The organism is Pseudomonas sp. FEMGT703P (genome assembly GCF_002786345.1).
Classification (GTDB): Bacteria; Pseudomonadota; Gammaproteobacteria; order Pseudomonadales; family Pseudomonadaceae; genus Aquipseudomonas; species Aquipseudomonas peli.
The window spans coordinates 63,508-88,523 of the sequence record NZ_PGCM01000012.1 but is presented as its reverse complement, the minus strand read 5'-3'; the positions used below and the strand labels follow the sequence as shown (position 1 = coordinate 88,523).

14 protein-coding genes, 1 pseudogene and 1 riboswitch are annotated in these 25,016 nt (G+C 62.9%); of the genes and pseudogenes, 11 read left to right on the top strand and 4 right to left on the bottom strand.

From position 1 onward, the window contains the following. Positions 1 to 33: 33 nt before the first annotated feature. Both CUR33_RS18125 and CUR33_RS18120 read left to right on the top strand, forming a co-directional pair. On the top strand, positions 34 to 1,521 hold the full coding sequence (locus CUR33_RS18125; protein WP_167147195.1) for a SulP family inorganic anion transporter: 1,488 nt from the start codon (positions 34 to 36) through the stop codon (positions 1,519 to 1,521). 146 nt (positions 1,522 to 1,667) lie between these two features. Continuing rightward, on the top strand, positions 1,668 to 2,789 hold the full coding sequence (locus tag CUR33_RS18120; RefSeq protein ID WP_289240476.1) for a GGDEF domain-containing protein: 1,122 nt from the start codon (positions 1,668 to 1,670) through the stop codon (positions 2,787 to 2,789). Between the two features lie 33 nt (positions 2,790 to 2,822). Here CUR33_RS18120 and CUR33_RS20855 read toward each other — a convergent pair whose 3' ends face one another. The 3 genes and pseudogenes from CUR33_RS20855 to pbpC all read right to left on the bottom strand — a co-directional run bounded on the left by CUR33_RS20855 (position 2,823) and on the right by pbpC (position 7,300). Beyond that, positions 2,823 to 3,551, bottom strand: coding sequence for a methyl-accepting chemotaxis protein (locus CUR33_RS20855; RefSeq protein WP_448703234.1), 729 nt, complete (start codon positions 3,549 to 3,551; stop codon positions 2,823 to 2,825). Between the two features lie 141 nt (positions 3,552 to 3,692). After that, positions 3,693 to 4,709, bottom strand: a pseudogene (locus CUR33_RS20850) (HAMP domain-containing protein); the annotation flags it as partial. 209 nt (positions 4,710 to 4,918) lie between these two features. Then, entirely contained in the window at positions 4,919 to 7,300 is a 2,382-nt protein-coding gene (gene pbpC, locus CUR33_RS18110) for a peptidoglycan glycosyltransferase PbpC (RefSeq protein WP_289240474.1), read from the bottom strand. Between the two features lie 137 nt (positions 7,301 to 7,437). Here pbpC and CUR33_RS18105 point away from each other — a divergent pair, with 137 nt between their 5' ends. Then, a complete protein-coding gene (locus CUR33_RS18105) occupies positions 7,438 to 7,731 on the top strand; it encodes a hypothetical protein (protein ID WP_289240473.1) in 294 nt (97 codons plus the stop codon). A 221-nt stretch (positions 7,732 to 7,952) separates the two neighbouring features. Here CUR33_RS18105 and CUR33_RS18100 read toward each other — a convergent pair whose 3' ends face one another. After that, positions 7,953 to 12,875: an alpha-2-macroglobulin family protein gene (locus CUR33_RS18100; protein WP_289240472.1), complete on the bottom strand. Its 4,923-nt coding sequence runs from the start codon at positions 12,873 to 12,875 to the stop codon at positions 7,953 to 7,955. A gap of 189 nt (positions 12,876 to 13,064) precedes the next feature. Here CUR33_RS18100 and CUR33_RS18095 point away from each other — a divergent pair, with 189 nt between their 5' ends. The 8 genes from CUR33_RS18095 (at position 13,065) to CUR33_RS18060 (ending at position 24,996) form a co-directional block, all read left to right on the top strand. Then, positions 13,065 to 14,435, top strand: a complete 1,371-nt coding sequence (locus CUR33_RS18095; RefSeq protein ID WP_289240643.1) for an MATE family efflux transporter — start codon at positions 13,065 to 13,067, stop codon at positions 14,433 to 14,435. Then, entirely contained in the window at positions 14,422 to 15,450 is a 1,029-nt protein-coding gene (locus CUR33_RS18090) for a sensor domain-containing diguanylate cyclase (RefSeq protein WP_289240471.1), read from the top strand. The genes CUR33_RS18095 and CUR33_RS18090 overlap by 14 nt, the downstream gene beginning before the upstream one ends. A gap of 28 nt (positions 15,451 to 15,478) precedes the next feature. After that, positions 15,479 to 15,934 carry a DUF2214 family protein gene (locus CUR33_RS18085; protein WP_289240470.1) on the top strand — a complete coding sequence of 152 codons (456 nt, stop codon included), beginning with the start codon at positions 15,479 to 15,481 and terminating at the stop codon, positions 15,932 to 15,934. Between the two features lie 95 nt (positions 15,935 to 16,029). Then, a complete protein-coding gene (locus CUR33_RS18080; protein ID WP_090255704.1) occupies positions 16,030 to 16,275 on the top strand; it encodes an exodeoxyribonuclease VII small subunit in 246 nt (81 codons plus the stop codon). Continuing rightward, positions 16,272 to 17,159, top strand: a complete 888-nt coding sequence (ispA, locus tag CUR33_RS18075; RefSeq protein ID WP_289240469.1) for a (2E,6E)-farnesyl diphosphate synthase — start codon at positions 16,272 to 16,274, stop codon at positions 17,157 to 17,159. Before CUR33_RS18080 ends, ispA begins: the two co-directional genes overlap by 4 nt. A gap of 277 nt (positions 17,160 to 17,436) precedes the next feature. After that, the gene (locus CUR33_RS18070; RefSeq protein ID WP_289240468.1) at positions 17,437 to 20,724 is read left to right on the top strand and encodes a carboxyl transferase domain-containing protein; all 3,288 of its coding nucleotides are present in this window, start codon (positions 17,437 to 17,439) and stop codon (positions 20,722 to 20,724) included. An 85-nt stretch (positions 20,725 to 20,809) separates the two neighbouring features. Then, positions 20,810 to 22,705 carry a 1-deoxy-D-xylulose-5-phosphate synthase gene (gene dxs / locus CUR33_RS18065; protein ID WP_289240467.1) on the top strand — a complete coding sequence of 632 codons (1,896 nt, stop codon included), beginning with the start codon at positions 20,810 to 20,812 and terminating at the stop codon, positions 22,703 to 22,705. A gap of 66 nt (positions 22,706 to 22,771) precedes the next feature. After that, positions 22,772 to 22,985: riboswitch (cobalamin riboswitch) on the top strand. Between the two features lie 106 nt (positions 22,986 to 23,091). Continuing rightward, complete coding sequence (locus CUR33_RS18060; protein WP_289240642.1) at positions 23,092 to 24,996, top strand: TonB-dependent receptor; 1,905 nt, start codon at positions 23,092 to 23,094, stop codon at positions 24,994 to 24,996. Positions 24,997 to 25,016: the final 20 nt, after the last annotated feature.

Below are 25,016 nucleotides of genomic sequence, written 5' to 3'. Positions count from 1 at the left end.
GGCATCTGCGGCCCCCAGTTTTTGGAATTGACCATGTTGCAAAGCCTGAAAAACACCTGGTTCTTTAACATCCGCGGCGATGTGCTCGCTGGTCTGGTGGTGGCGCTGGCGCTGATCCCGGAAGCCATCGCCTTCTCGATCATCGCCGGCGTCGACCCCAAGGTCGGCCTGTATGCCTCATTCTGTATCGCCGTGGTGATCGCCTTTGTCGGTGGCCGCCCAGGCATGATCAGCGCCGCCACCGGGGCCATGGCTCTAGTCATGGTCACTCTGGTGAAAAACCACGGCCTGGAATACCTGCTGGCAGCGACCCTGCTGACTGGCGTGCTGCAGATCGGCGCCGGGTACCTCAAGCTCGGCTCGCTGATGCGCTTTGTCTCGCGCTCGGTGGTTACCGGCTTCGTCAACGCCCTGGCCATCCTGATTTTCATGGCGCAGCTGCCGGAGCTGACCAACGTCACCTGGCAGGTCTACGCCATGTGCGCGGCGGGCCTGGCCATCATTTACCTGTTCCCCTATGTGCCGAAGCTCGGCAAGGTGATCCCCTCACCGCTGGTGTGCATCCTGTCGATGACTGCCGTGGCCATGTATTTCGGCCTGGATATCCGCACCGTCGGTGACATGGGCGAGCTGCCGGATACCTTGCCGATTTTCCTCTGGCCAGATGTACCGCTGACGTTTGAAACCCTGGCCATCATCTTTCCCTACGCCGCTGCGCTGGCTGTGGTGGGCTTGCTGGAGTCGATGATGACCGCGACCATCATTGATGACCTGACCGACACCAACAGCGACAAGAACCGCGAATGCAAAGGCCAGGGCGTGGCCAATATCGCCTCCGGCCTGCTGGGCGGTATGGCGGGCTGCGCGATGATCGGCCAGTCAGTCATCAACGTGAAATCCGGCGGCCGTGGGCGGCTGTCGTGCCTGGTGGCCGGCGTGGTGTTGTTGCTGATGGTGGTATTCCTCAGCGACTGGGTCAGCCAGATTCCCATGGCCGCGCTGGTGGCGGTGATGATCATGGTGTCGATCGGCACCTTCAGCTGGGACTCGTTGCGCAACCTGAAGCACTACCCGCTCTCCACCAATATCGTGATGCTCGCCACCGTGGCCGTGACCGTTTACACCCACAACCTGGCCTACGGCGTGTTTGTCGGGGTGCTGCTGGCGGCCATGTTCTTCGCCAACAAGATTGGCCACTTCCTCTACATCAGCGCTGAACTCGACAGCGAGGGCCGCCAGCGTACCTACAAGGTGGTTGGACAGGTGTTCTTCAGCTCTGCCGACAAATTCATCGCCGCCTTTGATTTCAAGGACACCGTCCGCCAGGTCACCATCGACCTGTCCCGCGCACACTTCTGGGACATCACCGCCGTTGCCGCCTTGGACAAAGTGGTGATCAAACTGCGCCGCGAAGGTATTGAGGTCCACGTTCTGGGCCTGAACGAGGCTAGCGCCACCATCGTTGATCGTTTCGGCACCCACGAAAATCCTGAAGCGATTGAGCGGGTACTCGGCCACTGAGTTCGACGCGGCGATCATGCTGTAACCCCGTGCTGGCGCATGCCAGCTCGGCATTGGGTGTCGCCCAAGGCGCGATAGCAATGTGACAGCTTTTTCAAAAGCAAAGAGTTATGCTGCTATAACGCTGCTATTTGTGATCACAAGCCATGGCTGAAGCCCAAGTACCTCGCCAACCACACGCCTTCGCCCTCTGGCGCGAAGCGCAAGACACACGCATTCGCTCGCCACTGGGTGGCATCTATTACCTGCTGGCCTGGCTGCTCACGTGGGCGTTCAGCAATGACCCGGCCGCGCTGGTGCTGCCGGGTGTCGTCGGCATCGCCCTATTTGCCCTATTGCTGGCTCTACGCCTGCTACACCGCCTGCCTCAGGAGCAGAGCAACGATTCACTCAGCCGCTGGCTAAACCTGCATTGGAGCCTGATTCTGATCACCGCGCTGAGCTGGGGCGCTGCCCATGCCCTGGCGCAGCACCATCCGCTGTTCAGCAGCTCAGCGATTATCGCCACCCTCAGCACCATCGCCTTTAGCACCGCCCTGGCCTTTAACTTCGCCATGCGCAAAAAGCGCGCGCTCCTGGCATTGCTGCTGATTTACCTGCCGGGGCTGCTCACGCTGGCACTGGCATGGCGCGAGCAGTACGCCCTTCTGATTACCCTGAGCTTTTACCTCAGCTACCTACTATTGGCGTTGAACCGCAGCCACCGCGAATACCACAACACGCTCAAGCTGGAGTTGCAGCTGCTCGACCAGCAGGAGCGCCTCGAACACCTCAGCCGCACCGACAGCCTGACCCAGCTGGGCAACCGCTATCAGTTCAACAGCCTGTTCCCGGTGATGGTGGCCAATGCCCAGCGGCAGAGCCAACCGCTATCGCTGGTACTGCTGGATATCGACTTCTTCAAGCGGATCAACGACGAGTACGGACATGCCTGTGGCGATAGCTGCCTGAGCGATTTTGCCGAGCGCATGCGGCAGAACTTCCGCCGCGACAGCGACGCGCTGTTGCGCCTGGGCGGCGAAGAATTCGGCATCCTGATGCCCAACACCCCGCTGGAACAGGCACGCTTGCTGGCCGAGCAGTTTCGCCTGGAACTGGAGCGTGAAGGCTTCAATGTACCGGGGGCAATCCTGCCGCTGACCACGAGCCTTGGGGTGGGCTGTTACGACATGCGCCGTGACGGCAGTGCTGAAAGCTTCTTCAAGCGCGTCGACGATGCGCTGTATCAGGCCAAGGCTGCCGGGCGTAACCGCCTGGAGCTGGCCTGAGTCCGGCGGCACAGGCGTGCCGCCGGCATACGCCTACAAACGGAAGCTGCTCATCTGCTTGGCCAGGTCATCCGCCAGACCGCGCAGGGTCTGACAGTCCTCTTTACACACCTGCACCTCGCCGGCGGTGGCATGCGCCAGGTCGGCAATGCCCTGCACGTTGCGGTTGATCTCCTCGGTCACCGATGACTGTTCCTCGGTCGCGGTGGCCACCTGGGTGTTCATATCGCTGATGCGTTCAATCTGCTCGGTAATCGCGCTAAGCGACTGACCCGTCCGCTGACTGGCTTGCACACCAGTTCCGGTCGCACGCTGGCCGGCATGCATGGAACTCACGGCCGTTTCCGCGCCCTGCTTGAGGCGCTGGATCATCTGCTGAATTTCATCGGTCGAACTCTGCGTGCGACTGGCCAGGGTGCGCACTTCATCGGCTACCACAGCAAAACCACGGCCCATCTCGCCCGCGCGCGCAGCTTCGATGGCCGCGTTCAGCGCCAGCAGGTTGGTCTGCTCGGAAATCCCACGAATCACCGCCAGCACCTGATCAATCGAGGCCACCTGCTCGGCCAGCTCACTGACTGCGGCGGCGGCATTACCAATATCAGTGGACATGCTCTCGATATGCCCGATGGATTGGCGCACCTCATTACGCGCGCCCTGCGCCTCGTCCCGTGCGCTTTGCGATGACTGCGCGGCGCTGCTGGCATTACGGGCGATTTCCTGCACGGTCAGGCCCATCTCGTGCACCGCCGTGGCGACCATATCGGTCATTTCTTGCTGCTGGCCGGAACGCCCAGCAGTGTTGTCGACCACCTGCGCGACCTGGCTGACCGAGGCACGCAAACGCTCGCTGGTCGCCAGCACATCGCTGATCAGGCTGCGCTGACCACCGATAAAGCGGTTGAAGCCACGGGCTAGATCGCCCAGCTCATCCTCGCGGGACTCATCCAGGCGACGGGTCAGGTCGCCACCGCCGCCGCCAATTTCCACCAGTGCAGCGGTCACCTGGCGGATCGGCCGCACCAGGCCACGCGCCAACAGCACCACTAGGCCGAGGAACAGCAAGGCTACACCCACCCCAATGGCGCTGGTCATCAGCAGCGCCTGACGCGCTTCGGCATAGACTTCCGCTTCCGGCACCTCACTGACCAGCAGCCAATCCAGGCTGGACAGCTTCTGTGCCACCGCCAGGTAGGTTTCACCATCACGCTCGAAACGTACTGCCTTACCACCGCCGCTCAACAGTTCATCCGCCGGCGCCTTGCCAAACAACTCGGCGAGGCGGCCACTGCCACTCAGGTCGGCCTGTGGATGCACCTTGACCTCGCCCTGAGCATCGATCAGAAACACCTGACCGCGCTCACCAAAACGAAAGTCGCGGATCATTTCCGACATGGCTTTGAGGCTGAACCCCAAGCCAGAAACACCGAGGGTTTTGCCGCCCTGCTTGATCCGCTGGTTGATAAACAGGGTCGGCAGTCGTGTGCCCTTGTCGATATCGATTTCCAGCACCTGATCACGGCTGCTGTCGACCAGCTTGTAGAACCACTGGTTTTCCGGCTGATCACGGCTGATCACCCGGGCCAGGCCCTCGCCGGTGAAGTAGTTGCCGCTTTCCAACACAGCAATCGAGGTGGTCATGGCGTTCTGCTGCGTGCGCACGCCCTCCAGGTAACGCGCCACGGCGTCGCGCTGGCCTTCATCTTCGCCAGCCGCCAGCCAGTCCTGAATAAAGGTATTAGCGGCAATCCCGGCGTTGGCGGTGATCGGTGCGGTCAGCACCCTCTCCAGGTCGTTGCGGATCGCCAGTACCCGCGCCGGCAAGGCCTCTTCCACCAGAAAGCGTTCAGTCAGGCGGTTAACCACTGCCGAGTAAACGCCCACGACGATCAAAATACTGGTGAGCAGGGCGGCGCCCATGCTGAGAATCAGCTGCCACTGAATGCTGCGCTTCCACAAGCCCATGGGGATACCCTCTCGTTATTATTCGAAGAGTCAATTGAATACAATTTTGTATACAAACTCAAACGCTCGCCGATGTATAACCCTATCGACCCGCAACCCGGCGTCTTGAGCACCTTGGCACAACAGGGGCGTTTATTTTTCAACGTAGTCCTTCTGGGCAACACTCACGGCAATACGCTGAAACTCAGCTTGGCGGTCTGACCACTCTCGTCGAGGACACTGAGTTGATAGCGACCGGGGCGAGAGAACAGCTGGTTCAGCGCCACATCGGCCGTGGTTTCCGCCACCGGCTGGCCGTCGACAAACCACCAACGCCGGCCACTGCCGCCCAGGGCAGACAGGCGCAATCGCAGAGGTTCGGCGCTGCCGGCCGGACGGCGTAAACGGTCGCCTTCGCGCACACCGACTATCGACAGCGGCGCGGCAACGGGCATATGCCGTGGTGGGCACTGCGAATCAACCGCCGGCAGGCGCGCACTGCGCCGCTCGCGGCGTGGCAGCCAGGGCTCCAGCGGCGCCGGCCACAGCGCCAGGCTCTGCACCGTGGCATCCGGGCAACTGGCATCAACGCGCAGCCCGGCAGCATTGACCCAGATGTTTTCCTGCAACCCCAAACCCAGCGGCTGGTCCTGCGCCTGCAAAGTAGGCGGCGTGGTGCCGTCCAGAGTCCATGCAAAACGCTGACGTCGGCAGTTGGGGTCACGGCTGTCCAGCGGCTGGCCCAGCGGCCAACAGATAGCGGCCACACCGACCGAGGCTGGTTGTGGATCAACCGGCAGGGCAATGCCGCGCTGGCTGTCGCGGTTAACCAGCAGATCATGCACCTGCAGCAGCAGCGGTGCAGCCGAAGCCAGGCCGAACTGCCCGGAGACTGGCGTACCGTCAGGGCGGCCGATCCAGATGCCAATCAGGTAGCGTGGCGCCACGCCAATCGCCCAGGCATCGCGAAAACCGTAACTGGTGCCGGTCTTCCAGGCCAGGCTCGGGCGCTGCACCAGCTGCGCGCGCGGATCACGGTCCGGCCGGGCCTGGCCGCTGAGAATACGCCGCACAATCCACGCGGCACCGGGCGACAGCAGGCGCCGCTCATGCAGCCCATCCTGTGGCTGCAAACGCAGCCGTGCGGCCATCCCGCCACGGGCAAAGGCGCTGTAACCGCTGACCAATTCCTCCAGCCGGCTGCCGGCACCGCCGAGAATCAGCGCCAGATTGGGTTCGGCCAGCGGTGGCAACAGCAAGGGCACCCCGGCGCTGCGCAATTCACCGGCAAAGCGCTTCGGCCCGTAGGCCTCCAGCAGCTGCACGGCGGGTAGATTGAGCGAGGTAGCCAGCGCCTCACTGGCGGACACCGCGCCGCTGAAGCCGGCGGCGAAGTTGCCCGGTCGATAGTCGCCATACCGGCGTGGTACATCCTGCAGCAGTGATTCGGAATGGATCAGCCCCTCGTCCAGCGCCATGCCGTAAAGAAAGGGTTTCAGGGTCGAACCCGGCGAGCGTACGGCGTTGATCATGTCGACATGGCCAAAGCGTTTGACATCGCCGATATCCACTGAGCCCAGGTAAGCGCGCACCGCCATGCTCGGCTGCTCGACCACCAGAATCGCCGCCGAGGTGCGCTCTGGCAGCCGCGCCCGCCAGCCCAGCAGCAGGTCTTCCAGACGGCGCTGCAAGGCGGCATCGATCGTCGTGCGAATCAGCGGTGGACTGCCCGCCGTATTCAGCCGCCGCGCCAGCAACGGGGCCAGGCGCGGTTCCTGACGCGGCGCCAGCAGCACCGGCTCCTCCAGCGCATCGTTGATCGCCAACTGCGGCCACACCTCGAAACTGGCCAGCCGCTTGAGGACCTTATCCCGCGCAGCCTCGGCCAGCTCAGGATGGCGATCCGGTCGTAAACGACTGGGCGCTTGCGGCAGCACCGCGAGCAGCGCGGCTTCGGCGCGGGTTAGCTGGCTCGGCGACTTACCCAGATAAGCCCAACTGGCCGCCGCCACCCCCTGCAGCGTGCCGCCAAACGGCGCACGATTGAGATAAAGGGTGAGGATTTCATCCTTGGACAGGTGCCACTCCAGCTGCAGCGTGCGCCACAGCTGCTTGAGCTTGCCGCTATAACTGCGCGCATGCGGATCCAGCAGTCGCGCCACCTGCATCGACAGGGTGCTGCCGCCCGAGAGCACGCGCCCGCCGCTGAGGTTCTGCCAGGCCGCGCGGCCCAGCGCCAGCGGGTTGACCCCAGGATGCTGATAGAACCAGCGATCCTCGTAGGTCAGCAGCGCGTCCAGGTAATAGGGCGACACTTCACCGGGGCTGATCGGATAACGCCAGACGCCATCACGGTCGGCAAAACGCCACAGCGGCGCACCGTCCTCGGCCAGCACCACGCGGGCCAGGTCATCGCCTGGCAAGGGCAGCGGAAACAGCCGGTCGGCCACGAGCAGAATCAGCAGCAGACAGAGCGGAAAGCCCAACCAAGGGCGCCGTAGCAACGGCCACAAACGGTTACGCCACACGCGCAGAGCCAACCAATACAACTGTTTAACGCGGGTCATGCGCTGATCCATTCCTTGCATCGCGGGGCGGTACCACAATTAACGGCCCAACCGGCCAACAGCGCTGCCATTCTGCCAAATGACTGGCACACTGGCGCGCAGTAGCAATCAACGCAGGGTCGAGTGGAACGAGAACTATGGGTGTAGAAGGTTTTTTTGAATCCCTTGGCGAGGCAGTCGGCTCGGTGATCCGCTTTATCGTCGAAGGCTTGAGCGGCTTTTTCGGCATGATCGGCGGCGCGGTCAGCAGCTTTATCACGGGCATGTCCAAGGCCTTGGGGGTAACGCCATCATTGCTCAGCATCGTGGTTCTGCTGGCCGGTCTCTGGTTGCTGTACCTGGCGGTACGCGCCTTTATCCGCCGCTCGATCATTGCTGGGGTGATCTGGCTGGTGCTCGGATTGTGGCTGCTGAGCGGTCTGATCAGCTAAGAACCCGTCTACGACCTGCTGCGCTTCGGCCCTGCTGCGTTAAAAGCAGGCTCGGAATGCTCATGTACAGCTCGTACACTCCGCTTCCTCGCCTGCTTTGACCAGCCGGAGGCTGTTACTAACGTAGCGCCTTGCATGACTCTAGCTCGCGAGATCGCAAACAGGTTCTAAGCACACCGGCTAAACAACAAGGCCCGCCAATTTGGCGGGCCTTGTGCGTTCTAGCGCTCCTTGACCACCAGACGCCCCGGCGTGGTGCCCAGGGCCTGCCAGTTCGGCCGGTACATCGACTCTACTTGCGATGGCGGCACGCGGTAGCTTCCCGGGGTAACAGCGCGGGCCAGGTACAGCAGGTGGGTGGTGTCGTAGCCGTTTACATCCAGCGCCGCAACGTAGCGATCACCACGGAACTCCTGGTGCTTGATCGCCGCGTTCTGCATCGACTCACGCCATTCTTTCACCGCACTGCTGGCGTCATCCAGGCTGGCCGAGCTTTGTGCCAGGTTCTGGTTTTCCAACTCCAGGCCCGCCGGCAGCAGGTCGACCACCAGAGCATCCGGTACGCGCTGCTGGGCGGATACAGCCAGGTGCACCAGCACCAGCTCGCCGCTTTGCAGGTTGCTCAGGTCCAGCTTCTCACCGTCCATACCTAGGTATTCGCGGTAGATACTGAGGTTTTCACCACCGGCAGCTGGGGCCTGACTGGGATAACCGGACAGGGTCAGCTGCTGATACAGCGGGGTATCACCCGGCTTGCTTGCCGAATTACGGATGCTCAACGGCGCAGTAAGGTCGCTGCCATCGAGTTTGAGCCCCGGCTGCGCATTGCTCAGCTCGAAAGCCAGGCTGCCGCTTTGCAGCGCGGCGCGCCAGCTCGGCTCCGGCTTGCTCAGCAGGTTGCGCCCGGCCAGGTACAGCGAGTTGCGCTCCTGGGTCGACAGCCACTGCTGCCCGGCCACTTCATCGGCCAGGTTGAACAGGCGCTCTTCGCGGCGATTGCCGGCCAGGTCGTGCTCTTCCAGCAGCGCCAGAATCAGCGCCTGATCGCGCAGCGGGCTGCCGTAGTCGGCCAGCCAAGTATTGCTGTCACGACCACGGGCCAGGCCGGCGGTCAGCAGCTCGTCGGCACGCGGCTGATCGCCCATTTTCTGCAGGGCCACGGCCAGGTGCACCAGCGGCAAACCGGAGCGTGCATCACTGCGCCGCTCATACAGGCTGCGCAGCGCACCCAATGGTGCCTGTTGACTGCGCGCCAGCACATAACCGGCGTAGGCCTGCACGGCAAAACGGCTGTGTTCGGCGTTGTCGCTGTAGTTGACCTCGATCAGGTGACGTTCCTGCAGGTAGCGCAGCAGGCGTTCGTTGGCCTTTTTCAGCGCCTCTTCCGGTACGCCAAAGCCCTGCTCGCGGGCACGCAGGAGAAAGTCGCTGACGTAGGCGGTCAGCCAGTATTCCTCATCGCTGTCCGCACCCCACAGACCGAAGCTGCCGTTGTAGCGCTGCATGCTCAGCAGGCGCTCGATGCCCAACTCGATGGAGCGCTTGCGCTGCTCATCCGGCTCGGCTTCCACGCCCAGACGTTTTAGCGTTGCAGCATCGGCATACAGCGACGGGTACAGACCGCTGGTGGTCTGCTCCAGGCAGCCATACGGATACGCCTTGAGCGCACGAATCTGCTCACCCAGGTTGAGCGGCGGCCGGCTGGAAATCGCCAAGCGCGCTTCCAGACCCGCCGTTTCAAAAGCACTCAAGGCATCGGCAGGCAGCAGCCAGGCTTCGTCTTTGAGCACCGCGCGGAAGTGCTGCAGCTGCGCAGGGTAGGCCGGACGGATGCCCAGCGTCCACTCGCGGCTGAACGGCGGCAGGTCCTCACCCGGCAAGGCCAGGCCAGTGACGCTGACCTTGAAGCGCCCTTGGCCGTAACCACCCAGCGCGGTGACCGGAATGCGCAGGATGGTGCGCTGACCATCGGCCAGGGTGATCGGCGCTACTGCCGCCCCCGGATTCTGCGCCAGACGCAACTGGCCTTCGGCGCTCAGTTGTACATCGAGTTTCTGCTCGCGCCCGGACAGGTTGCTCAGGTCCAGGGCCAGGGTGGTTTCATCGCCGCCGGCGAGGAAGCGCGGCGCCGACAGCTCGGCAATCAGCGGTGCAGCGACCACCGTCTTGCCTTCGCCCATACCGTAGTGCTCATCAGTCCAGGCTTGCGCCATCAGCCGCAGTTCGCCGTTGAAGTCGGGGATATTCAGGCTGACTTCGCCTTCACCCTGCTCGTTCAGTGCCAGCGGCTCACTCTGCAACGCGACAATCAGCACGCTGGTATCCGGACGTTTGCCGCCACCGGCCAGCGCCGCGTCACCGCCGAAGGCCAGTTTGGCCACTCGACCCTGGCCGGCTTCGATCAGTTGCCCGTAGATATCCAGATGGTCCGCGCCATAGGCCTTGCGACCGAAGAAGTTGGCGAATGGATCGGGCGTGGCGTACTCGGTGATATTGAGGATGCCGACATCCACCGCGGCCACCAGCACCTGAGCCTGTTTCGGGATACTGCCGTCGGCGTTGCGCGCCTGCACCTTGACCTTAAGTGGCTGATTGGGGCGCATCTTCTCCGCAGTGGTGAGAGTCAGCGCCAGTTTGCGCGGCGCACGTTCCAGCGGCAGATGCAGCAGGCCAACCGCACGTTTAGGCGTGGCATTGCTCTTGCGCTCGCCGGGGCGAATCACCAGGGCGCTGACATACAGGTCATGCCGCGCCCAGTCCTTGGCAATCGGGATGTCGAAGGTCTTGCCCTCGGCCGGCACTTCGATCTCTTCCCACCACAGCGGCCCTTCGCTGGACTCCACCATCAGGTAACCCTTGCCCGCAGAAGGCGGGGTGACGGTGACCTGGGCAGTATCGCCATCGACGTACGCCGGTTTATCCAGCGCCAACTTGACCTGATCCGGGCGCACGGCGCCGCCGTCGGCGTTGTCCTGCCAGCGGTAGCCGGCCCAGAAGCGCATGCTGCTGAGCATGCCAGTCTGACCGTCGATGACCTCGACGCGGTACGGGCCCCACTCCACCGGGAAGCTGATCTTGGCGGTGCCGCCAGCGCTGACCTTGAGGGTTTCTTCGTTAAGGGTAAGGAATTTCTCGGTGTAGTTATGGCTCCAGCCATCGCTCTCGGAGAAATTCCAGAAGTAGTCACGGCGCTCACGAATCAGGCGCACGCTGAGCTGATCAGCCGCCAGCTTGTTGCCCTCGGCATCGGCCACCAGCACTTCGAACTCGGCCAGGCTGTCGGCGTCCACTTCTTCGCCGTCAAACAGCCCGCGAACACCGGGCAGACGCTCGGCTGGCCAGACCGGCTGGATAATCCGCCGAGTAATCGCACGACCGCCGGACTCCTGCAGGCTGGCTTGCAGGATCAAACGCAGCGGCGATTTGGCATCGCTCCAACGGCTTTCGATATCCAGACTGGCCTTGCCCTGCTCGTCGAGACTGGTTTCATCCAGCTCGATGTCCTCGCTCAGTTCTTCTTCGGTAACCGAGCCGAACTGATAGCCCGGCAAACTCGCCACCGCCTCACGCAGCGGCCGCACATAGAGTTGCCCGCTGAGACGATTGCCAGCGGCCGGTGCGCCGTACAAGTAGCGTCCGGTCACGTCGAACTGGGCATTTTCTGCCGGGCTGTAAGGCACATCGCTGCCCTTGAGTTCCAGGGCCATGCGCTCGGGCAGGAAGTCTTCTACAGAGAATTCATACAACTGCTGGCGGCCATCGCCGAGGTCGAACAGCAGCTGCCAGCGCCCGGTCGGCGCTTCATCGGCCAGTTGCAGCTGATACTGATAGAGGCCGGCATCATCAGCCTGCCAGACGAATTTGCGGCTGACCTGCTCATCCGGCCGGCGCACTTCCACATTTACCGGCTGGGCTTTTACCGCGCGGCCATCGGCATCGCGCAGCAGGCCGTTTAGCAATACGGTTTCGCCGGGGCGATAAAGGTCACGCGGGCCGAACACGAAGAACTGCAACGGGTGAGCGACGGGGCCGGCGATATCAAACTCGGCCAGGTCCAATGCCGCAGTGTTCAGGCGCAGCAGGCTGGTCTGTTCGCCCTGGTGGGCCAGCAGCACTTCGGCCTTGGGCGGCAGCGGCAGTTCGCCATGGCCGGCGCCATCGGTCTTGCCTTCGGCCAGCACCTGGCCTTCGGCATCAAGGATTTCCAGGCTTACATCACCCAGGGCATCACCGCCGGCCAGGGCCTGGGTGAACACATCGATACGGTTCTGGTAGCGCCGCGCGGACAGGCCAATATCACTCAGGGTGAACAGCGTGGCCGGTTGCGAGTAGTTGTAGCTGCCGGCTTCACGCATCACCGCCAGGTACACGCCGGGCTGCTTGAACGGCTCCAGGCCGGCAATCGGCAGCAGCAGGGTTTCGCGGGTGTTGCGCGCCGGGTTCAAATCGAAGCGGCCGCCGTAGACCAGATCAGCCATCGGCAGCAGGCTACGGGCTTCCCAGTTGTCCAGATTGCTCGCGCGGCCCCAGCGGTTGAGGAAGGCCGGTAACGATTCAGGTTTGATGCGGAAGAACTCGACATTCACCTTGTCGACGTTCAGCGCAATCACCGGCAGGCCTTCAGCGAGGCGTGTGGGCAGCAAAGAACCACGGCTGGCAAAACCGACGCTGGCTTGCAGGTCGCGGGTTTCCAGGCGGGAGACCTGCTCGGCGGCAAGGCTTTTGCCATTCAGCCCGAGCAGGCCGGCATCCACGGTCAGCACCAGCTTGCGCTGTGGTTCCAGGTGGCGCAGGCGCACCTCCATCAGATTGTCCGCCAGCTCCCAGGCGCCATCGACCTTGCCGTCTTTGCTATCGACCAAGTGCAGACGCTCGGCGAGCTTCTGCTCAGGGTCGAGCGGCACTGAGAAGCTGATCGACAGCGTGCTGGCACCATCCAGCTGCACCTCCGAGACATCCACCACGGTCAGCTCGCGGCCCGCGTAACGCTCGGCCAGCGCTTTACGGTCAACCGCCGGCTTGGCAGCCTCGCTGCTGACAGGGGTGGTTTGGGTCGCCGTCACTTCGGCGGGCCCAGGGGTGGATGAATCACAGGCGCTGAGCAGGCTCAGGACAAGTGCCAGAAGCAGTCCATTCTTCGGCATTGCGGGGCTCCAACAAGGGTAGGTGCAGAGGCCTGACACTATAGTCGAGGCGCTCACCGACCACTAAGCGCGCACATGCAAAATTGCTTGGCAGCGCACGCCTGTCGATCAGTGTTTAATAACCCGCCTGTGACACACGCCCGCGCATTTCGTTGCAGCTACCGCCAATCAAGTTTGAGAGCACATTTGATAAACGCCTTACGCGATGCCTGGCAGCACTCGCCTACCCATAAACGGGTCTGGGCACTGGCTGCGCCGATGATCCTCTGCAACCTCTCGGTGCCCCTGGTGGCGCTGGTCGACAGTGCGGTGGTCGGCCACTTACCGCACGCCCATCAATTGGCTGCAGTGGCGGTGGGAGCAAGCTTGTACGGCTTATTGGTCGGCAGCGTTGGTTTTCTGCGGATGGGCACCACGGGATTTACCGCCCAAGCAGCTGGCCGCAGGGACGGCAGTGCGCTGCGCCAGGTGTTGCTACAAGCCTTGTTGTTGGGCGGCGTACTTGCCTTGGCGCTCAGCCTGCTGATGCGCCTGCTCAGCGCACCGATATTGGAACTGATGCAGCCTTCAACGCAGCTCGACGCCCTTGCCCGCAGTTATCTGCATATTCGGCTATTCGGCCTGCCGGGTGCGCTGGCCAGTTATGCCCTGGTCGGCTGGCTACTGGGCACACAAAACGCCCGTGGGCCGTTATTGATCATGCTTGGCACCAACCTGCTCAATGTTGCCCTGACCCTGCTGTTCGTTCTGGGGCTGGGCTGGGAAGTGGCGGGCGCGGCCTGGGGCTCCGTACTGGCTGAATGGAGTGGCGCACTGCTCGGCCTTTACCTGGCGCGCCAGACAATCAAGCGCCAAGCTGGGCGCATCAATTGGCCCGCGCTGCGGCTATGGAGGAACTGGCGCCCTTTGCTGGCGGTAAATCGCGATATTTTTATCCGCACCATGGCGCTGCAAGCGGCATTTTTTCTCATCACCGTACAAGGCACCCGCCTAGGTGATGCCACAGTGGCGGCCAACGCTCTGCTGATCAATGGACTGATGCTAAGCGCCTTCGCCCTAGACGGGCTGGCCCATGCAGTCGAGGCGCTCGGCGGACATGCGCTGGGAGCGGGGGATCGCCAGGCACTGCGGCGCAGCCTACTGGTGGCGGGGGCCTGGTCCCTGCTGGCGAGCGTGGGATTTGCCTTACTTTTCTGGCTGGGTGGACACTGGTTTATCGGCCTGCAGACCGATATTGCCGCGGTGCGCAGCATGGCCCTGACCTATTTACCCTACCTAGCTCTGTTGCCACTCATCGGCGTCTGGAGCTACTTGCTCGACGGCCTGTTTATCGCCGCAACCCGCGCCCGCGAAATGCGCAACGCCATGCTCCTTGCCCTGCTGCTAAGCCTGCCATTGGCATGGTGGCTGCAAACGCTGGGCAACCACGGGTTATGGCTGGCCCTGCTGGCTTTTATGGCCCTTCGCGGTCTGTGCCTAGGTGGCTATGCTTATCGTCTGACACGTACCAATCAATGGTTCGCCACCAGTCAATCAGGAACACCCCATGCTCAGTCCTGAAATGCCCTGCGATGAAGTTCTGCGCCAGCAGATTCTCGATGATAACGAGCTGGTCGACACCCCGGCCGACGCGTACCTGGACACGCTGGTGCGGGTAGTACGTGAAGTTTTCGGGGTGAAGACCGTGCTGATCAGCCTGATCGACCATGACCGCCAGTGGTTCAAGTCGCGCATCGGCCTGGAGATCACCGAAACCCCACGAACCATCTCCTTTTGTGCTCACGCCATTCTTGGCACTCAACCTTTTATCGTCGAAGACACGCACAACGATCTGCGATTTCACGATAACCCGGTAGTGATCAACAACCCGCAGATTCGCTTCTATGCCGGACAGCCGTTGCTCTCCGAAGAAGGCCAGCCACTGGGTACGCTGTGCATGATCGATCCGGAGCCCCGGCAGCTCACCGCCAAACAATTGCGTTTGTTTGTCGACATGGCTGTGCTGGTGGAGGGTTACCTGAAGCTGCGCCATGTCAGTGCCCAGACTGCAAAACTGCGCGAGGCCCTGAGCCGCGAGCAACGCAAAACCATGCTCGATCCGCTGACACAACTTTGGAACCGTGCCGGCCTGAACCACTTCCTGCTCAAGCAGGAACAGCAGGCAGACGAACTCGGCCTACACCTGGGTGTACTGTTCTGCGACCTTGATCATTTCAAACGGATTAACGACCAGTACGGGCATGCCGCAGGTGATCAGGTGCTGTGGGAAACTGCCCGGCGCATCAATGCGGCCGTGCGCCCGCAAGATATCGTCACCCGCAGCGGCGGTGAGGAGTTCGTGGTGCTGCTGCAGGTACACGATGAACAGGAACTGCTGCACATTGCCGAGCGGATTCGCAACACCCTGAGCAAAGAGCCCATTGAGCTGGATGAGCAGCAGCTCAGCCTGACCATCAGCATCGGCGCAGCCCTGCGCACGCCAGGTGAGACGCCAAACGAAGCCATGAACCGCGCTGACCAGGCGCTGTATCAGGCCAAAGGCAATGGCCGTAACCGGGTCGAGCTAGCCAGCTGATCACACACCCTAAAGAAAGGACGCAACCATGGGCCAAGCCATTGCCGCCTACCTGCACTACCTGTCGATATTTCTGCTGTTCGCCCTGCTCAGCATCGAGCATGTGCAATTCAAACTGCCGCTGGACGTGCGCCGCGCGCGCAACCTGATCATCACCGACATCGCCTACGGCATCTGCGCCGGCGTGGTGCTGTTTACCGGGCTGGCGCGGGTGCTCTGGTACGGCAAGGGCCTGGACTACTACCTGGGCAACAGCCTGTTTCACGCCAAAGTCGGCCTGTTTATCCTGGTCGGGCTGATTTCCGTGGTGCCGACCTTTGTCTTCCTTAACTGGCGCAACAGCCTCAAGGCCGGCGAAGTGCCGCAGGTCAGTCCAGCCAAGGCGCGCCTGGTGATCATGGTGATTCGCCTGGAACTGTTGCTGCTACTGGTCATCCCATTACTAGCGGTGCTGATGGCACGCGGCTACGGCGTAATCGGCTGACAGCCAGCCACCTGCCGCGCTGATTTGCCCGCGCGGCATGGCTCTGCTAGTGTCGCGCCGGTTCCGACTCCCCGATCTACCCCGAGATATCCGCCATGGCCGCCCGCAAAAAAGCCGCGCTCGACTTCGAGCAATCCCTGACCGATCTGCAGAACCTGGTCGAGCGTCTGGAAAACGGCGAGCTGTCGCTGGAAGACTCGTTGACGGCCTTCGAGCAAGGCGTGCGCCTGACCCGTGATTGCCAGGCGGCGCTGGCCCAGGCCGAACAGAAAGTGCAAATCCTCATGGAGCGCGACGGCGAGCTGGAGGAAGCCCCCTTCGACGCGGACCAACAGGCATGATTGCGGCCTACCAGAGCGACTGCCAGCGTCGCGTCGATGCTGCCCTGGAAAATCTCCTGAGCAGCCCACGCCCGGAACTGGAACGCCTCTACGCCGCCATGCGCTACAGCCTGTTCAATGGCGGCAAGCGCGTACGCCCGCTGCTGGCCTACGCCGCCTGTGAAGCCCTCGGCGGCACTCCGGAGCGCGCCAATGCGGCCGCCTGTGCGGTGGAGCTGATTCACGCCTATTCCCTGGTCCACGATGACCTGCCGGCAATGGACGATGACGACCTGCGCCGCGGCCAGCCGACTACCCACATCGCCTTCGATGAAGCCTGCGCGATTCTCGCCGGTGATGGCCTGCAGAGCCTGGCGTTTGAAGTGCTCAGCGATGCCGCACACAACCCGCATGACGCCGACCTGCGTCTGGCCATGCTCAGCGCCCTGGCGCGCGCCGCTGGCCCGGCCGGCATGGTAGGTGGGCAAGCCATCGACCTCGGCTCAGTGGGCCAGACCCTCGACCAGAACGCCCTGGAAATCATGCACCGGCACAAAACCGGCGCGCTGATCGAAGCCAGCGTACAGCTCGGCGCATTGGCCAGTGGCCGGGCTGATGAACACGCACTAAAAGCCCTGCACATCTACGCCCGCGCCATCGGCCTGGCCTTCCAGGTGCAGGACGACATCCTCGACGTGGAAAGCGACACCGCCACCCTCGGCAAGACGCAGGGCAAAGATCAGGCCCACGACAAGCCGACCTACCCGGCCCTGCTCGGCCTTGACGCGGCCAAGGCCTATGCCCTGGAACTGCGTGACCAAGCCCTGCATGCACTGCGCCCGTTCGACCAGGCGGCTGAACCGCTGCGTGAACTGGCGCGCTATATCGTCGAACGGCGCAGCTGAGCGGCGTAGTACCTATCGCGGGCATGGCCCGCTCCTACGGAATTCGACGTTTTTTGTAGGAGCGGGCCATGCCCGCGAACATCCCAGCCGCAACCCGTAGCCCGGATGTAATCCGGGAAAATCCAGCGCCGACAAACAGTTCCCGGATTGCATCCGGGCTACCCAGGCCCCGTCGATCATCACCCAGACAAATACCCCAACTTACGCCCACTGAGGCTTGGTTTACCTCTCCTGTCGAACGCCTAAGATGGCTGCAGAATAAAAATCTGGAGCCATCATGCCCATTACGACTGCGCCCTTCGCCGCCCTGCTGATCGCCAACCGGGGCGAAATCGCCATTCGCATCGCCCGCGCAGCCAGTGAGCTGGGCATCCGCTCGGTCGCCATCTACGCCGAAGACGATGTTGCCTCCCTGCATGTGCGGCAGGCCGACAGCGCCGTGGCGCTCAAGGGCCGTGGCGTACCGGCTTACCTGGATATGGACCAGCTGATCGCGATTGCCCAGACGCAGGGCTGCGATGCCGTTCACCCCGGCTATGGTTTTCTCGCAGAGAACGCCGAATTCGCCCGTCGCTGTCTGGCCGCTGGGCTGCGCTTTGTCGGCCCCAGCAGCGAGGTGCTGCAATTGTTTGGCGACAAGGCAGCGGCGCGGGCGTTAGCCGAACGCTGCGCCGTGCCGCTGGTGGCGGGGATCAATCGGCCGATCAATCTGGAGGAAGCCCATGGCTTTCTCGCTGAACATGGCGCCGTCATGCTCAAGGCCCTGGCGGGCGGCGGTGGTCGCGGCATGCGCCCGGTATTCGCAGCCAGTGAGCTGGACGAGGCCTTTGCACGCTGCCAGTCCGAAGCCCGCGCCGCCTTCGGCAGTGATGCGCTGTATATCGAACAGCTGGTCAGCCAGGCCCGGCATATCGAAATTCAGGTACGTGGCGATAGCACGGGCGCGGTGAGCCATCTGTGGGAGCGCGACTGCAGCCTGCAACGCCGCCAGCAGAAGCTGGTGGAAATCGCCCCCAGCCCGGACCTGCCTGCGGCCACCCGCGAACGGATGATCGCGGCCGCGCTAAAACTGGCCGGCGCGGCGCAGTACCAAGGCCTGGGTACGTTCGAATTTCTGCTGGATGCCGAGCAGCCTGAGCGCTTTTACTTTATGGAAGCCAACCCGCGCATTCAGGTCGAGCACACCGTCACCGAGCAGGTCACCGGCATCGACCTGCTGCACACCCAGCTCAAGCTGGCGGCGGGTCAGTCGCTTGAGCAACTCGGCCTGATGCAGCCGCCGCCGCTTAATGGCTGCGCCGTACAGCTGCGCATCAACCTGGAAAGCATGAGCAGCGATGGCAGCACCCGCCCAGCCGCCGGCACCTTGACGGCCTACCAGCCGCCCAGCGGCCTGGGCCTGCGCGTAGATGGCTACGGTTACGCCGGCTACCCGGTCAGCCCCAGTTACGACTCACTGCTGGCCAAGCTGATCGCCCACGCGCCGGACTACCCCAGCGCCCTGCGCCGCGCCTACCGCGCGTTATGCGAATTCCGCCTGGAAGGTGTGGCGAGCAACCTGCACCTGCTGCAGAACCTGCTGCGCCTGCCGCAAGTGGCGAGCTATCAGCTGACCACGCGCTTTGTCGAAAGCCAGCTAAGCGAGCTGCTGGCCGCCCAGCCCCAGGCCCATCCACATCATTTCTTTGCCGGTGCGCAGGCGGCCAGCCAAGACACACAGCAGATACAGGATGCACCACCCGGCTGCGTGCCCCTGCTAACCCACAGCACCGGCGTGGTAGCCAGCCTGGAGGTGGCCGAAGGCGATGCGGTGGCTGTCGGCCAGAGCATTGCCGTGCTGGAAGCAATGAAAATGGAGTTTGTCGTCACCGCCAGCCACAGCGGCATCGTCCGCCAGTTGGCCGTGCAGGTCGGTAGCGCGCTCAATGAAGGCCAGCCGCTGCTGTTTATCGAACCCGCCGAGGTCGACGCCGCTGCCCGCCAGAGCGAACAGAACCTAGACCTGGATCATATCCGTGAGGACCTGGCCGAAGTGCTCGAACGCCACGCGCTCCTCACCGATGTACGCCGTCCTGCCGCCGTGGCCAAACGGCGCAAGACGGGTCAACGCACCGTGCGCGGGAACCTGGCGGACCTGCTGGATGAAGGCAGTTTCAGCGAATACGGCGCCCTGGCGATTGCCGCCCAACGGCGGCGCCGCTCGCTAGCCGAGCTGATTGAGCAGAGTCCGGCCGATGGCCTGGTGGCCGGCACCGGTACGGTCAACGCCGAAGCATTCGGCAACCAGGCGGCGCGCTGCATGGCCATCGCCTACGACTACACGGTCTTCGCCGGCACCCAGGGTGTGATGAACCACAAAAAGACCGACCGCATGCTCGGCCTCGCCGCGCAGTGGCGCTTGCCGGTGGTGCTGTTTGCAGAGGGTGGAGGCGGCCGGCCGGGCGATACCGATTTTGTCGGCGTGGCCGGACTGGACTGCCACACCTTTGTCGGCATGGCCAAACTCTCCGGCCTGGTGCCGCTGGTGGGCGTGGTGTCCGGGCGCTGCTTTGCCGGTAACGCCGCATTACTCGGCTGCTGCGATGTGATTATCGCCACCGACAACGCCACTATCGGCATGGCCGGTCCGGCGATGATCGAAGGCGGCGGCCTGGGCAGCTTCAAACCGGAACAGGTCGGCCCGGTCAGCGTGCAGGGCCCCAATGGCGTCATCGACGTACGGGTGGCCGATGAAGCCGCAGCGGTGCAGGTGGCCAAGCAGTACCTGAGCTACTTCCAGGGTGCGCTCAGCGAATGGGACTGCGCCGATCAGCGCGAGCTGCGCCAGCTGATCCCGGAAAACCGTTTGCGCGTGTATGACATCCGCCAAGTGATTGCCACCCTCGCCGACAGGGACAGCGTGCTGGAACTGCGCCGCGAGTTCGCCCCAGGACTGATCACTGCCTTTATCCGCATCGAAGGCCAGCCATTTGGCCTGCTGGCCAACAACCCAGCACACCTCGGCGGCGCCATCGACGCGGTTGCCGGCGACAAGGCTGCGCGCTTTATGCAGCTGTGCGATGCCTTCGATATTCCGTTGCTGTCGCTGTGCGACACCCCCGGCTTTATGGTCGGCCCGGAGGCGGAGAAACAGGCCACTGTGCGCCATGTTTCGCGCATGTTCGTTGCCGCCGCCAGTCTGACCGTGCCGTTTTTCACCGTAGTGCTGCGCAAAGGCTACGGCCTCGGCGCCCAGGCCATGGCGGCCGGCAGTTTCCATTCGCCGCTGTTCACCATCGCCTGGCCCAGTGCCGAATTTGGCGCCATGGGCCTGGAAGGCGCGGTACGCCTGGGGTTTGCCAAGGAACTGGCCGCCGTCGAAGAACCGGCGGCACGCCAACAGCTGTTCGACAAACTGGTGGCCAAGGCATACGAGAATGGCAAGGGCATCAATATGGCCAGCTTCCTGGAGATCGATGCGGTGATCGACCCCGTGGAAACCCGCGCGTGGCTGCTGCGCGGCCTCAACGCCACGCCTAAACCCGCTCCGCGCGAAGGCAAGAAACGCTCAGTCGACACCTGGTAACAACCGTCTGCCCGAACCTTGTTTGGGCAGTTTCCGGCGCTTCGGGTAAACTGCCGCATCTTTTGCACCGATAACGATCTGCCTGATGCCGACGACCTTCCACGAGATTCCCCGTGAGCGCCCGCTGACGCCCCTTCTAGACCGCGCCAATACGCCGGACGAGCTGCGCCGTCTGGGTGAAGCCGAACTGGAAATTCTGGCCGACGAGCTGCGCCAGTACCTGCTGTATACCGTTGGGCAGACGGGCGGACATTTTGGTGCGGGCCTGGGCGTGATCGAACTGACCGTGGCCCTGCATTACGTCTTCGATACTCCGGACGACCGCCTGGTGTGGGACGTGGGCCATCAGGCCTACCCGCACAAGATTCTCACCGGCCGCCGCGAACAAATGGGCAGCCTGCGCCAGAAGGACGGCATCGCCGCCTTCCCGCGCCGCTCGGAAAGTGAGTACGACACCTTTGGCGTCGGCCACTCCAGCACCAGCATCAGCGCCGCACTGGGCATGGCCATCGCCGCGCGCCTGCAGAACAGCAAACGCAAGGCCGTTGCCGTAATCGGCGACGGTGCCATGACTGCCGGCATGGCCTTCGAGGCACTGAACCACGCCAGCGACGTGGGTGCCAATATGCTGGTAATCCTCAACGACAACGACATGTCGATTTCCAAGAACGTCGGCGGCCTGTCCAACTACCTGGCCAAGATCATCTCCAGCCGCACCTACTCGAACATGCGCGAAGGCAGCAAGAAGATCCTCTCGCACCTGCCGGGTGCCTGGGAAATCGCGCGCAAGGTCGAAGAACACGCCAAAGGCATGTTGGTGCCCGGCACCCTGTTCGAAGAATTGGGCTGGAACTATGTCGGCCCGATCGACGGCCACGACCTGCCCACCCTGCTCGCCACCCTGCGTAATATGCGCGACCTCGACGGCCCGCAGTTCCTGCATGTGGTGACCAAGAAAGGCAAGGGCTTCGCCCCGGCCGAAGCCGACCCGATTGGCTACCACGCCATTACCAAGCTGGAGCCGATTAACGCGCCGGCCGTCCCCAAACAAACCAGCGGCCCGAAATACTCCAGCGTGTTCGGCCAATGGCTGTGCGACATGGCCGCGATAGACCCGCGCCTGGTCGGGATCACGCCTGCGATGAAAGAAGGCTCGGACCTGGTGGCGTTCAGCGAACGTTATCCCGAGCGCTATTTCGACGTGGCCATCGCCGAACAGCATGCCGTGACCCTGGCGGCCGGCATGGCCTGCGACGGTGCCAAACCGGTGGTGGCGATCTATTCGACCTTCCTGCAACGCGCCTATGACCAGCTGATCCACGATGTGGCGGTGCAGCACCTCGACGTGCTGTTCGCCATTGACCGCGCCGGCCTGGTCGGCGAAGACGGCCCGACCCACGCCGGCAGCTTCGACATTGCCTACCTGCGCTGCATCCCCGGCATGCTGGTGATGACGCCGAGCGATGAAAACGAGCTGCGCCGCATGCTCACCACCGGTCACCTGTTCAATGGCCCGGCCGCCGTGCGCTATCCGCGTGGTAGCGGTCCGAATGCCGCCATCGAGCCGGGCCTGGAACCGCTGGAAATCGGCAAGGGCACCATTCGCCGCCACGGCAAGCAAACCGCACTGCTGGTCTTTGGCGTACAACTGGCCGAAGCCCTCAAGGTCGGCGAAGTACTGGATGCAACGGTGGTCGACATGCGCTTTGTCAAACCGCTGGATGAGGCCTTGGTACGCCAGCTGGCCGCCAGCCACGAGCTGCTGGTCACTATCGAAGAAAACAGCGTGATGGGCGGTGCCGGCAGTGCGGTCAGCGAGTTCCTCGCCCACGCTGGCATCCTCAAACCTGTGCTGCACCTGGGCCTGCCGGACTACTACGTCGAGCACGCCAAGCCTGCGCAGATGCTCGCCGAATGTGGATTGGATGCCGCCGGCATCGAGGCCGCCATCCGCGCACGCCTTGCCATGCTTTCTGCATGAGCACCGCTCATCCAGAGCTGAGCCAGGCTTGCTTGTAATTCATTCACCCGCGCATTAAGGTGCGCGGCGTTTTACTTCCGCCAAGGTGCGCCCTTCCACAGTGAAGCGGCGTTAAACGGGAAGCCGGTGCGTTCGTTAAGAACCATCCCGGCGCTGCCCCCGCAACGGTAATCGACCGCAGAGTCGTTCTGCACGTCGCCTCAACGCCACTGGGTTATCCCGGGAAGGCGAGGCGGCGCACGTCGAGAGCCCGGAGACCGGCCTTGCTGGATGTGACTGGTGTTGCGGAGGGCATCACCGTCAAGCTCAGGCTGCGCCAGCGCGCCCGTTCTTGCCCCTGCCCTCCTCAAAAGTCGTTTGATCTTTTGAGGATTCTCTACGTGAAAATGTCCCGTCTCGCCCTGGCTGTGGCGCTTGCACCTTGCCTGGCGCTGGCTGCTGAAGCGACTCAGCCCTATCAAGCCCAGCCGCTGGTGATTACCCGTGCCACACCGCTGCAAACCCCGGCACCGGCTAGCGTCGCCGTGATCAGCCGTGAGCAGATCGAAATTAGCGCTGCCAGCAGCTTGGTGGATGTGCTGCGCACCCAGGCGGGGCTGCAAATTCAAGACACGCTCGGCGACGGCAATCGGGTCTCTTTGAGCTTTCGTGGCTTCGGCGCCAATGCGGCGAATAACACCTTGGTATTGGTGGATGGCCGCCGGCTGAACAACCCCAGCCAGGAAGCCGCCAACCTCAATAGCGTGCCGCTGAGCAATATCGAACGAATCGAGATTATCCGCGGCGCCGGCAGCGTGCTGTACGGCGACCAAGCCGTGGGCGGGGTGATCAATATCATCACCCGTCAGCCCAGCGAGAATGAAGGCTACCTTGAGACCAGTCGCGGCAGCCATGATCTGGAAGCATACCGTGGGCATTTCAACCAACAGCTGGGGCACGGCTTTTCGCTCTACGGCAGCGGCGAGTCCCGACATACGGATGGCTATCGCGACAACAACAATGCCAGCTACAGCAATGCCTTTGGCCGCCTGCGCTACGACCATGACAATGGCTGGGCGCTGTACGAGCAGCAGAGCATAGATGACGAGTTGCGCTACCCAGGCCGCCTGACCGAGGCGCAACGCCGCGCCGACCGTAAAGCCGCAGGCTCGCCGCAGGACTTCAACGACAGCAAGACTCAAGTGCAGCGCCTGGCCTTCCAGCAGAATCTGGGTACGCACTGGACCGCCGACTTCGACTACAGCTACCGCGATAGCGATGGCGTCGGCGCTCTGTTCGCCTCACCTTTTATCCAAGGCACTCGGGTGGAAAGCCTCAGCCCGCGCCTGACCGGCCACTGGAATAGTGACTTCGGCCGTGGTGAGTGGCTGCTGGGCCACGACCACATCAGCAGCGATTACGAACTCAGCTCAGTGTTTGGCGACACCCGTTCCCACCAGACGCTACGCGACTGGTACAGCCAACTGAGCCAACCGTTGTATCGGGATCTCACCCTTACCCTGGGCTACCGCACCAGCGAGGCAGAAGACCGTGACAACGCCGTGGCGCACGCCCATACCGACCGCGAAGACAGCAGCAGCATCGGCCTCAACTGGCAAGCCGCCCGCCAAGTCCGGCTGTTTCTCAAGCGCGAAGACGTACTGCGCTTCGCCAACGTCGAGGACAACGCCTTTACCCTGCCGGACGTCGACTTCCTCAAACCGCAAACCGGGACGTCCTGGGAAACGGGGGCCGAATGGCAGGATGGCGTACAACGCTATCAACTCAGCCTGTACCGCCTCGACCTTGAAGATGAGCTGCTGTTCGACCCACTCAATTTCGTCACCATCAACCTGGACAAGACTCGCCGTGACGGCCTGTTGCTGGAAGGCCAGCGCCAGCTCACTGAACGCTTGAGCCTCAACGGGCAATACAGCTTCACCGACGCACACTACCGCGCCGGCGCATTCGAGGGCAACGACGTGCCCTGGGTTGCGCGACATACCGCTGGCATGAGCCTGAGCTATCAATTGCTGAAAGGACTGACAGGCTATGTGGAGAGCAACTACACCGGGCCACGCTACCTGGCTGGAGATGACGGCCATGCCCTAGGCCGCGAAGGTGGCTACACCCTGTTCAATCTTGGCCTGAACTACGACTATGAGCAGTTCAACGCCAAGCTACGCGTCAACAACCTAACCGGTAAGCGCTACGACAGCTACGCCTCCTATGCCGACTGGCTACCGGGTGGCAAAGGCCTCTATTCCGCCAACGAAGAAGACGTGCGGCTCAGCCTGGGTTATCGCTTCTGACCATCGAGAGCGGGCCTAAC

Bases quoted from the DNA above. Each gene is read 5' to 3' on its own strand.
- CUR33_RS18125 (WP_167147195.1), top strand. From the start codon at position 34: ATGTTGCAAAGCCTGAAAAACACCTGGTTCTTTAACATCCGCGGCGAT.
- CUR33_RS18120 (WP_289240476.1), top strand. From the start codon at position 1,668: ATGGCTGAAGCCCAAGTACCTCGCCAACCACACGCCTTCGCCCTCTGG.
- CUR33_RS20855 (WP_448703234.1), bottom strand. From the start codon at position 3,551: ATGGTCGCCACGGCGGTGCACGAGATGGGCCTGACCGTGCAGGAAATC.
- pbpC (WP_289240474.1), bottom strand. From the start codon at position 7,300: ATGACCCGCGTTAAACAGTTGTATTGGTTGGCTCTGCGCGTGTGGCGT.
- CUR33_RS18105 (WP_289240473.1), top strand. From the start codon at position 7,438: ATGGGTGTAGAAGGTTTTTTTGAATCCCTTGGCGAGGCAGTCGGCTCG.
- CUR33_RS18100 (WP_289240472.1), bottom strand. From the start codon at position 12,875: ATGCCGAAGAATGGACTGCTTCTGGCACTTGTCCTGAGCCTGCTCAGC.
- CUR33_RS18090 (WP_289240471.1), top strand. From the start codon at position 14,422: ATGCTCAGTCCTGAAATGCCCTGCGATGAAGTTCTGCGCCAGCAGATT.
- CUR33_RS18085 (WP_289240470.1), top strand. From the start codon at position 15,479: ATGGGCCAAGCCATTGCCGCCTACCTGCACTACCTGTCGATATTTCTG.
- CUR33_RS18080 (WP_090255704.1), top strand. From the start codon at position 16,030: ATGGCCGCCCGCAAAAAAGCCGCGCTCGACTTCGAGCAATCCCTGACC.
- ispA (WP_289240469.1), top strand. From the start codon at position 16,272: ATGATTGCGGCCTACCAGAGCGACTGCCAGCGTCGCGTCGATGCTGCC.
- CUR33_RS18070 (WP_289240468.1), top strand. From the start codon at position 17,437: ATGCCCATTACGACTGCGCCCTTCGCCGCCCTGCTGATCGCCAACCGG.
- dxs (WP_289240467.1), top strand. From the start codon at position 20,810: ATGCCGACGACCTTCCACGAGATTCCCCGTGAGCGCCCGCTGACGCCC.
- CUR33_RS18060 (WP_289240642.1), top strand. From the start codon at position 23,092: ATGTCCCGTCTCGCCCTGGCTGTGGCGCTTGCACCTTGCCTGGCGCTG.